This is a genomic window from Amycolatopsis decaplanina DSM 44594 (genome assembly GCF_000342005.1).
Taxonomy (GTDB): Bacteria; Actinomycetota; Actinomycetes; order Mycobacteriales; family Pseudonocardiaceae; genus Amycolatopsis; species Amycolatopsis decaplanina.
The window spans coordinates 212,625-221,853 of record NZ_AOHO01000078.1; the positions used below are offsets into that span (position 1 = coordinate 212,625).

9 protein-coding genes are annotated in these 9,229 nt (G+C 67.4%); all 9 read right to left on the bottom strand.

Annotation, left to right across the window (positions count from 1 at the left end; all coding sequences use genetic code 11):
* Positions 1-734: 734 nt before the first annotated feature.
* Positions 735-2,168 (bottom strand): hypothetical protein, encoded by a 1,434-nt coding sequence (locus tag H074_RS36110; protein WP_007035050.1) that lies wholly within the window; start codon positions 2,166-2,168, stop codon positions 735-737.
* Positions 2,165-3,637 carry an SCO6880 family protein gene (locus H074_RS36115; RefSeq protein ID WP_007035051.1) on the bottom strand — a complete coding sequence of 491 codons (1,473 nt, stop codon included), beginning with the start codon at positions 3,635-3,637 and terminating at the stop codon, positions 2,165-2,167. The genes H074_RS36110 and H074_RS36115 overlap by 4 nt, the downstream gene beginning before the upstream one ends.
* Positions 3,637-4,761, bottom strand: coding sequence for a hypothetical protein (locus H074_RS36120; RefSeq protein WP_007035052.1), 1,125 nt, complete (start codon positions 4,759-4,761; stop codon positions 3,637-3,639). Before H074_RS36120 ends, H074_RS36115 begins: the two co-directional genes overlap by 1 nt.
* Positions 4,762-4,771: 10 nt before the next feature.
* Positions 4,772-5,074, bottom strand: a complete 303-nt coding sequence (locus tag H074_RS36125) for a hypothetical protein (protein WP_007035053.1) — start codon at positions 5,072-5,074, stop codon at positions 4,772-4,774.
* A complete protein-coding gene (locus H074_RS36130; RefSeq protein WP_007035054.1) occupies positions 5,071-5,826 on the bottom strand; it encodes a hypothetical protein in 756 nt (251 codons plus the stop codon). Before H074_RS36130 ends, H074_RS36125 begins: the two co-directional genes overlap by 4 nt.
* Positions 5,819-6,937, bottom strand: a complete 1,119-nt coding sequence (locus H074_RS42200; protein ID WP_007035055.1) for a C40 family peptidase — start codon at positions 6,935-6,937, stop codon at positions 5,819-5,821. The genes H074_RS36130 and H074_RS42200 overlap by 8 nt, the downstream gene beginning before the upstream one ends.
* Positions 6,937-7,554 (bottom strand): hypothetical protein, encoded by a 618-nt coding sequence (locus tag H074_RS36140; protein ID WP_007035056.1) that lies wholly within the window; start codon positions 7,552-7,554, stop codon positions 6,937-6,939. Before H074_RS36140 ends, H074_RS42200 begins: the two co-directional genes overlap by 1 nt.
* Before the next feature lie 126 nt (positions 7,555-7,680).
* Complete coding sequence (locus H074_RS36145; protein WP_007035057.1) at positions 7,681-8,229, bottom strand: hypothetical protein; 549 nt, start codon at positions 8,227-8,229, stop codon at positions 7,681-7,683.
* A gap of 350 nt (positions 8,230-8,579) precedes the next feature.
* Positions 8,580-8,846, bottom strand: coding sequence for a hypothetical protein (locus H074_RS36150; RefSeq protein WP_039924302.1), 267 nt, complete (start codon positions 8,844-8,846; stop codon positions 8,580-8,582).
* Positions 8,847-9,229: the final 383 nt, after the last annotated feature.

Here is a 9,229-nt window from a genome sequence, read left to right on the forward strand (position 1 = left end):
AACGGTCCGTTCCGCACGAGGTGAACAAGCGGTCGTCAATTTTACTCCTGCGATAGTCAAGGTTGCCGGCAGAGTTCGGAGAGCGAGTCCTCACGATTCAACAACAGCGTTCTTCCGCGTATGACACTGACCGGCCGATATGCGGCAATGCGCAACGCATACTGACCGTAGCACGCGGCCACAAAGGACAACCAGAGAGAGCGATCCATTCATCGCGGAGAATCATGAACGAACCTTCCTCATCGAAATATGGGCCAACGGCCGGCGTGCGCGACGGCTCGCGACGGCAGCGGTCGGACAAGAGGCCGTGGCGGCCGAGAAGATCTGGGTTCATCGGCATTCGTCTATCCGCGGGTCGAGCATGGCCGCGAGCGTCCTGAGCGCCACGTACGAGACGATGAACGTGGCAACCGGAACGTGCCCGCGACCCCCGATATCGATGCCGCGCCGAGCCCGAAGTGCATGAAGGTCCGCCTCGCGGTGGTCGTGAGTGGCGATTCGGGTTCCATAATGACCGTCATTATCACTAACGCCCCCTCGACCCAGCGCTGTCCGCCAGGCAAACGGGGTTGCGAAAGCCACTTTCGCAACCTTCAACGTTGCGAAAGTGGCTTTCGCAACGCCTTACGGCTGGGTCAGCGGCACGAGACTCGTGACCACCTCGAACGAACCGACCCTGACGCGCGCACCCGCATGAAGCACAAACCCCAGCCACGGCTTTCGCGCCACGGCCCTCATCCCCTGCCGGTCATGGCGTCGTCGGTCTCGGTGAGCTGGATCTCGGCCGGTGAGCGGATGTGCTGGACCAGCAGCGGCGCCTCGGAGCCGATCTTGGCCAGGAAGGTTCCGCGGCCGAGTCCCATGATGGTGTCCTCAGTCCCCGCCGGCAGGTCGTACAGGTCGACGCAGGCGAGGGCATCGCTACGCAAGGACTGTCCGAAGATGAACACCGTCTCGGCTTCCTGCAGCAACGAGCGGGCGGCCGATTCCGCGGGGAGATCCGATACGTGGTGAAACCCCGCCATCGTCGCCAGACCCAGTCCGCGGGCAAGTTTCGTGTTGCGCTGGAACACCTTGCCGAGCGCGCCCTCCGCGACGTGCCAGCCTTCCTCGACGATGTTGACCGTCTGCATCAGCCGCTGCGAACGCTGCGCGAGCATGTTCGTTTGCCAAGTGTTGATGACCGTCATGACGATCCGGAGGGCGGGCCCCTCCACCGGAAGGGCCGAGATGTCGAAGTGGACCAACCCGCTGGGGTGGTCGAGCTGCACGTCGGGCGAGGTCTCCCCGTCCACCAGACCGGCGAGGTCTTCTTCGATCATCCGCTCCAGTGCGAAGGCCGGGTCGAAACCCCACTCTCGCAGTTCGGCGACGGGGATGCCGATGTTCTTCGCGGCCTCGGCGGCGGGTTTGATCAGGTGATGGACGATGTCGCCGATCACCGGGACGCGGGCGCGTTCCCGCGCGTCCCTCGTCGCGGCGAACAGGGCGATCCGCAGCGCTTTGCCCTCACGTTCGCTCACCTCGCGGCCGAGCGCTTCGGCGAGGACGGCGCGAAGCAGCATCATCTGCCCGGTGGGCCGCCCTGCCTGCTTGCCGAGTTCGCCCGCCTCGCCCAGCGAGATGACCGGATCGAGCAGGTTCAGCCTGCTCCCGGTGCCGTCCACCGCGAACCGGATCGACGGAGCGCCGACTGCGCGGGCGAGCCGGGTGTACTCCCCTTGTCCCGCTTGGGTCTTCTTGTCGAGTACGACCACGCGGCGACCGGACAGCAGCAGCTGGCGGAGCGTTCCCCAGGTCTTGAGCAGAGAACTCTTGCCCTTGCCGACGTCGCCGATCACGGCGACGTTGGGCGCCGAAACCAGCTTGTCGTCGTAGGCGATGAAGGGGTCGTGGCACACCAACTGCCCGGAAAGCCTGTCGGTGCCGAGGATCAGGCCCCGGTGTGTCGTCGGCGGTGAGGACAGGGCCAGGTTCAGCGCCTCCGCCTGCCGCGTCGTCGACCGCGCGCCGGCCTCACGGGGTTCGTACCAGCCCGCCCGGTCCAGCCAGCGCGTCCGGCGCACGTCGCGGCGTTTCTTCCGCCGCGCCCCTGGCTCGGCCACCGGCGGCGGCATCTGCCGTGCTTCGGGAGCACCGGGCATGGCCGCCGACGTCCGTACCGTCATTTGGGTACCGCCATTCCCCGCGCCAACGGATAGGTGGTGATCGCCGCCGCGTCGTGCCACGTGTCCTGCCATTCCAGTCTTCCGATCGCGCAGTTGGCCGCGGCGTTGCCGACCCGCGTGGATGCCCTGGCCAGCTCACCCTCGTCGGCGGCGGTGACCGAGAGGGCCATGGACCAGTCGACGCCGTGGTGACCGCTGCCGGGTGAAAGGTCGTCGAGCCGTCGCCGGGACGCGGACAGCAGCAGGTCGTCGGTACCGTCGCCGACCTGACCCTTTTCCGCGGCGTTGTGCCTGCTCGCGCCGTCGACGGTGACGTCGCGGACGGCCCGCGCCCTGGCGATCCGCGCCGGGACGAACTCCATCCGCACGCTGAGCGTCCGGATCACCGCCGGGTTGACTTCGACCAGCAGCGGCGCGAGCCAATGCGGACCGAGTGGCACGGCGCCGATGCCGTCCCTGGGCACCACGGCCACCCGATGCAGCCAGCGGTCGTTCACCGTCATGTGCCCGCGGTCGGAGCGGTAGTCCTGCCAGCAGTTGTGCCAGCGGATCCCCTCGTGTTGATCCACCGGGAACGCCGGATCCTGCATCGACCGCAGGACCGCGCAGGTGCGCTGTTCGCCCAGCACCCGGGGCCGCACCAGATCCGCCCGGCTCACCAGATCGGCGAGCCTCGCCAGTTCCTCGCGCACCAGTCCGGCCCAGCCCGTCTCGCCCTGCCCGTGCCGGCGGGCGGCGGCGGCGAACTCGCCGTTCAGCGGGAATCGGGCCACGAGGTAGTTCCGGTGCTGTTCGGCGGTGTGCGCGGTGAGGTCGATCAGGTCCTCATAGGACTTGACGAGCGCCTCGATACCCGGCCGCTCGGAGATCCTGGCCGCGACGAACGCGCGATGGCGCGCGGGGTCGTGGGGCAGGATCCGGTTGATCTGCTGAAGACCGCGCAGGAAGGAGCCGTCCCGGGCCAGCTGGGACAGCATCACGCCGTACCGGGCCGAGGCTGACTCGAACTCGGCGACTGTGCGCAGCCCTTGCGGCTGCCCGTCGACCTCCATCACCACCGACAGATACGGGGTTTCGCCAGGATTCGAGTGCCGCAGGATGAACATGTCCTCGTGCGGTGTCCCGGCCAGGTCCAGCGGCGCCACCCGGCCGAGCGGTGGTGGCAGGACCGCCTGTTCGCTGCCCGGCTCGGCGGTGAAGGCGGTGACCCCGCGACGTCGGCGCACCAGGAACCGCCACCGGCGGACCCAGCCCGCCGCGACGGACCGCTGCCCGTTCCACGGGTACAGGACGGTGACACCGACGAGAAGGACGGCGATACCCACGATGGTGCCCGCGACGCCGCCGATCCCCAGCCACAGCCAGCCTGCCAGCAGGCCGACGACGCCGAGGGCGACCCCGGTGCGACCGTCCACTTTGCCCAGCAGGCCGCGGCCGACGACTTCCCCGCCCAGAATCGAAGTGCGCATCAGGCACGCCCCCGGATCGGAGACGAGATCTTCTCGGTGTGGGTCTCCGCCTCAAGGTGACCCGAGAGAGCGGGCGCGTTCTGCCGTTGCTCAGCCTGTCCCCTGTCACGCTGCGAACTCTGCTGTTCCCGCTGCCGTTGTTCGTACGCCTGCTCGATGGAATGCGAACGCTCCGGACCACGGTCGATCATCGGCGTCGAAAGCGCTGGACCCCGTTCCAGGGAGACGGCGACCGATTCGCGAACGCCGACTGGAGCCGAAGGCCGTGCACTCGACCGGGCCGCCGCTCCGGTTCGTGTCGTCGGAAGCCGGCGCAGGATCATCAAGGGCGTCACGCTCGACACGATGAGGGCGACGGCCAGCAGGCACAACTGGATCAGGCCGGGTATGCCCGCGGGGTCCCCCTCGGCCGCACCGAAAGCTCCGAACGCGGCGGCGAGCAGCAGGAAGAGCAGTGGCTTCGCGAAGATCAAGCCGAGCCAGAGGCCGGGCACCCGCAGCGCCTTCGGCCGCCAGACAGGATGTACCAGCATGCCCCAGCCGATTCCGGCGATGATTCCGGCGACGGGCAGGCCGATCTTCTCCACCGCGAGGATAAGGAAGATGCCGAGCGCGCCGGCGACGATCAGCATCGAAACGATCAGGCCTGTGAACGCCCCGCCCGGCAGTTTGTCAGCGGTGATCCCGGCCAGTTTCTCCACCCGGGAGCCGGTCTGGCCGATCGTGGTGGCGCCCCAGCCGGTGATCCCCTCGGTGGCCGCGTTCGCGACGCTCGACACCAGAACCCCGATCGCTGGGGAGAAGACGATCAGCAGCACGGCCAACGGCAGGTATTTGAACAGCGACTCGCGCAGGTCGTCCCGGCCGCCGCGACGCAGTCCGTGGAAGACCGAGAAGATGGCGGCGAACGCCATGACCACCAGCCCGAGACCGGCGGCAGCTGCGTACTGAGTCAGAAAACCCGGCGCGGCGGGATTGACGTTTCCCTGCTCCCCCAAGCCGTTCAGCACCTGCTTGACCAGATCGAACGCGGAGGCGTGCACCGAGTTCGCGAGGTCGTCGAGCGGGGTCGACGCGTCGGGGACGAACTCCGCGAGGTGGCCGCGGCCGTCGATACCAGGCATCTCATGCCTCTCAGAAGACGGACAGGATGGCGCCGAAGATCAGCCCCAGGCTCGCCAGCACGGCGAGTCCGATCACCGAGCGCTTGAGCGAAGCCGAATGTTCGGCGACCGACGTGTGGTACCCGTGCCGCTTCGCTGACTGCAGTTCCAGCGTCGCGCGGATCGCGCCGAAGGCGATCACGACGAATGCCAGACCCCACGCTCCACCGAGCAGCTTCTTCCAGGCGGCGTTGAAGTCGACGCCGAAGACGCCGAAGTTGGGCACGACACCGTCGAAGGGATTCGGTGACTGGGCGAGAAAGTGGAGAATCATTGGTTCGCGGCCTTCCCGTGACGTCGGCTGTCGAGTTGAACGACCTGGTTCGGAGTCCTCGGCGGGAGCATCGCCGGGCGGCTTCGCGAGGACAGCTGTTTCAGCGCGTGAGACACCGCGGTCACCAGGGGGTCCCACCGTGCTTCGTCATCGGCCGGAACGATCCCGCCGGGCAGCTTGACGCGGATCACCTCCGCCGTCCGTTCCCCGAAGGTCTTGGCGATCTTGCGGCCGAGCATCCGATGCGCGCCGGTCTGGATGCCGACGACGATCGCCGTGCTCACCAGATCCGGACGGCCTTCGGCCGCCAGCCTGTCGAGCATCCACCAAGCCGCCCTTGCCGCGTGGAGGTCGTCGGGGATCGGAAGGACCAGCTGGTCGGTGGTCCAGCTCTGCCGTCGCCAGTCGGTACCGTGCGGATCGGCGGGCATATCCGCGACGACCAGGCCGTCGAGCCTGATCGTGCCGACACCGTTCCACAGCCGCACGTTGACATGGCGGGGTTCGAGGCCGGCGTAGAGCTTCCTGGCGACAGTGCTCTTGAAGGTCCGTGGCTGGACGTTGGCGACCGTGACAAGCCCGTAGACGGCTTCGGGAGCGGCCTCTTCCGTCGCTTTCTTCTGCTTTTCCTTACGCCCCTCCGGGCGGCGGGCGGGCGCGGGCGGCTCCGGGGCCGGGAGCGGCTGGTAGGCGACCGGCCTGCTGAGGTCGACGGGTTGTTCGGCCTCGTAGCCCGGCGGGTGCTCAGACATGCTGATCAGCCCCTCCTCCTGGAATGGGCCGGACGACTTCCGCCCGGAAGTCCCCACCGGTGCGCACCGGGGAGACCTTGACGACATCACCGCTCTGCGGCGCTTCCACCATGTACGGGACGCCGTCGACAACACCGAGAAACAGCGCCACGTGGTGCACGACGGCGCCGTAGAACACCAGGTCCCCCGGCAGTGCCGCACCCCACGGGATGACCGCCCCGCCGCCGGCGTGCTGTGCGCGCGAGGTCCGCGGTAGGGAAACCCCGACCTGGGCGTAGGAATAGAGCATCAATCCACTGCAGTCGAAACCGACCTTGGCGAAATCTCCGTTCGCGTCGGCGACACCGCCGTCACGGATGCCGCGGGACGGCCCCGCCGCGGTCCCGCCGCCCCAGGCGTACGGCGTGCCCAGCCAGGAGAGCGCTGCCGCGAGTACTCGCGCCGTCTCCGGAGTCGGCGCCTTCACCGTCCCGGTGAGGCCCGCCCCCGGCGGCAGTTCGACGTCGACGCCGTTGGCCCGCACCGCCGTCGGTCCACTTTGGCCGGTCTGGCAGGTCATCGCGGCCGTGCCGTCGTAGAGGACGTTCGCCAGAGATTCGGCCAGTGGCTGCCATGGTTCGTACTTGCTCGCTCCGGCGCCACTGGCCTGGACGACCTGGCCGATGTCGGCGTTCGAGCGGGAATCGGTGTTATAGCCCGGCACGCGAGCGAGCAGGACGGTGAAGAAGCCCTTCGCCGCCATGCCCGCGTTCTTCCGGTCGTAACCGGCGTAGGCGTTGTTCGGTCCCGGCGCGATCTGCTGGAAGGCGCCGGTCGCCCGGCCGACGACCACGCCGGCTTCGAATCGGGACTCCTGCCTCGCGATCTGCAGGGCGATCACGACACCGCGCCGGGTGATCGCCATGCCCTTCGCGGTGGCGACGATGGCCTTGGCGACTTCGAGCTGTGGCAGTGCGAGGTCCGGAGTGGCGGTTCCGCCCGGCGCGGGCGCCGCCGGCTGAGGAGCCGCACCGGTGCAGGTCAACGCCTCCGCCTCTTCGGGGCGCGGCAGCACCAACAGCAGGCCGCCCACGGCGAGCACCACGACGGCGAACAAGGCCCTGATCCGCATCAGCCCGCCTCCACCCTGGTGTCGACCAGCCAGCGCCCGTCGGTCTGCCGGAGCACCCGGCGCGCCGAACGGACCTGCTCGGCCTCGAAGGCCACGCCCGCCGCGGAATTGACGCGGCGGGCGGAAAGCACCAGATAGGCCACATCGGCGCTTTGTGGTGCTTCCGGGCTCGACATCGCGGTCACTTCGTCACAACCGCTGCTTAGCTGTTGTTCCCGCATGCTCCGGTAGGTGTCGTCGGTGTCGCCTTCGCGGCGGTCGTCCTTGGCCGAGGACGAAGTCTGGTAACGCGCCGCGCGATCGAGGTTCGCGTTCATCGGCTCACGCCAGTCGAGCGTGCACCACTGCCGCAGCCATTCGGCGCTCACCGTCGCGGGATCCGCGAAGATCCCGGCGTCGTCCGGACGGGGGCTTTCGACGGTTGGCAGCGGAATCACCGTGGCGGGAACGGTCTGGAGCGGCGGCCGGGGAGCGACGGAACCGATAGGAATCCGCGGAGTCTCGGCGGAGGACCGGGGTTCGGGCGGGCGGACGTCGGAGGGAGCCGTGGTCCCGCAGGCCGCGCAGCCAAGGGCGACCAGCAAGGACGCAGACAGCGGGGCACGGTTCACGTTCACCTCCGGAGTCCACTTGAGCGAGTAATCGCAGTCTGTGGAGCCGAGCCGGACGAAGACCAGCGAAGTCCGCTATTTATGTCCGAACTGCGTACAGCAGGGGTGTGCTCGGGCAGTGAAGGGCGTTTCTCAGCTGTTCCAGACGCTCTTCAGCCGCGCCCCGGGGTGCCAGAAGTTTCCGAGCGCGCCGGTGATCCGCAGCTCTTCCTTGCCGCCGAGTTTCGCGGGCCAGAGCTGAATCAACGCTTCCGCTACCGCACCTCGTCCGCTTCCGAGATCCGCGACTCCGTGGGACGAGTCCCGCACGTGATAGCGAAGGCGGTAGTCGCCCGCTCCGTCCTGCAGCAGGTTCAGCGGACTGGCCAGTGTCCGCGACCAGTCCAGCACCGCGGCGAGTCCGGTCGCGGACCAGTATCCGAACTCGATGACATCGTCGTAGAGTTCGATCACGTCTTCCGGCCTGCCGGAGTGAACCTCGGTGACGACCCGCACCCGCTTCGCGGTCCACGGCACCTGCAGCTTCAGCTTTCCACTCGACGCGGTGACCATGCCGGTCCAGGTGGAGACCCCGGGGTTGATCAGCGCGGTGTTCTCGCTGAGATAGAAGTACGGGTACTGCGCATCGAGAACGCAGTCGACCCGATCGGGATACGCTGCTGTGACGTCGCCGGCTGACATGGTTCCCTGTATAGTGCGTGTCGCTATTTCACGCAGCGCACCGGAAACGATTCGGGACTTCCGTCGGCGAATACTGCCCGAGTGAGCGGGTGCTGACAGTACGTGAAGGCCCCTCAGCTCTCGACTGTCCATAAGGGACTCTACTCTGCGGCCAGACATCCGGTTGATGTCTATATGTACGTTTCCGCAGGAGGGTCGTGAGTGGCGATTCGGGAGGGGGCCCTCACGCCTTCCCCAGTACATGAAGGACCCCATCCTTGCGCCTAGGTACAGGAAGGGGCCTTCATGTACTTCAAACCTGGCATCACGCAAGAAGCGCCGCAGGTACTAAGAGAAGGCCTACCCGGGCCCTAGTGGGCGAAAAGCGCAAATCGATCCAAGTCGATCCCCCGCATGAGTTCGAGTGCCGAACGCAGCTCGTACTCGGCGGATTCGGGATCACACCGCGCCGAAGCACGGAGGGCCTCCGCGGCTTTCGCGAGGCCGACCATGAGGTCCACCCGTTGCTCACTGGCGAGCGCGTCGTCGCCCTTGGGGTCGGCCCGTACGATCCGGTCCACGTAGCGGTCCAGCCAGCTCGCCAGTTCCAGGCTCGGCATCAGCACACCCAGCGGCATGGGCGGGGCGCCCCCTTTGCCGTTTCCGGCCGCCAGTTCCGGCCACACGCTTTCCGCGGTTCGATGGCCATGCCCCTCTGATCGCACGATGCCCCGCCTTTTGTTGTCGTTACGTACTGGCCAGCCTGAGGAAACCCTCGTTTCCGACGCCCGTTGCATGCTTTCGCAACGGGCGCGCATGAGCCACCGCCATTCAGACGTATTTCCACACCCGATCAGTTATCCGGGGAATACTCAGTGCGACCGCCACACCAGGAAAGGTGCCGTTTCAAGCAGGGAAGCATTTAGTCCTCTGGTTGCGATACTTGCGCGTGCATGTACCGCAACCAGAGGACTAATGCCACAGCAACTTATCAAGAAAGACGAATATGTCGTCGAGTGTC

Bases quoted from the DNA above. Each gene is read 5' to 3' on its own strand.
- H074_RS42200 (WP_007035055.1), bottom strand. From the start codon at position 6,937: ATGCGGATCAGGGCCTTGTTCGCCGTCGTGGTGCTCGCCGTGGGCGGC.
- H074_RS36120 (WP_007035052.1), bottom strand. From the start codon at position 4,761: ATGCCTGGTATCGACGGCCGCGGCCACCTCGCGGAGTTCGTCCCCGAC.
- H074_RS36115 (WP_007035051.1), bottom strand. From the start codon at position 3,637: ATGCGCACTTCGATTCTGGGCGGGGAAGTCGTCGGCCGCGGCCTGCTG.
- H074_RS36125 (WP_007035053.1), bottom strand. From the start codon at position 5,074: ATGATTCTCCACTTTCTCGCCCAGTCACCGAATCCCTTCGACGGTGTC.
- H074_RS36130 (WP_007035054.1), bottom strand. From the start codon at position 5,826: ATGTCTGAGCACCCGCCGGGCTACGAGGCCGAACAACCCGTCGACCTC.
- H074_RS36145 (WP_007035057.1), bottom strand. From the start codon at position 8,229: ATGTCAGCCGGCGACGTCACAGCAGCGTATCCCGATCGGGTCGACTGC.
- H074_RS36110 (WP_007035050.1), bottom strand. From the start codon at position 2,168: ATGACGGTACGGACGTCGGCGGCCATGCCCGGTGCTCCCGAAGCACGG.
- H074_RS36150 (WP_039924302.1), bottom strand. From the start codon at position 8,846: ATGCCGCTGGGTGTGCTGATGCCGAGCCTGGAACTGGCGAGCTGGCTG.